A 244-nucleotide genomic window follows, 5' to 3' on the forward strand; every position below is an offset into this window, starting at 1 on the left:
GTGGTTTGATGCCCGAGTTTTCCCAGCAGGGTCAGAATCAAGGTTTGGTTGACGACATTGTCTTCGGCGATTAACACGCGCAAGCGGCGCAAGGCTTGCGTCGTAGCGCTGCTATCGCCAGGCTCGGCCAGCGTTGCAGCAGCGGCGCTGCTCGGCAGTTCTATTGGCAGTGACAGGGTGAAGCAACTTCCTTGATTCGGAGCACTGACCAGTGTGATGCTGCCACCCATCAGTTGTGCCAGGC

At 58.2% G+C, this 244-nt stretch carries 1 protein-coding gene; it reads right to left on the reverse strand.

The window, feature by feature from the left end; all coding sequences use genetic code 11:
- On the reverse strand, positions 1-230 hold a 230-nt coding region (locus QN347_RS20685; protein ID WP_416350922.1), incomplete at its 3' end, for a hypothetical protein.
- Positions 231-244 lie beyond the last annotated feature (14 nt).

This window comes from Sphingomonas sp. 10B4 (assembly GCF_035019905.1).
Classification (GTDB): domain Bacteria; phylum Pseudomonadota; class Alphaproteobacteria; order Sphingomonadales; family Sphingomonadaceae; genus Sphingomonas; species Sphingomonas glacialis.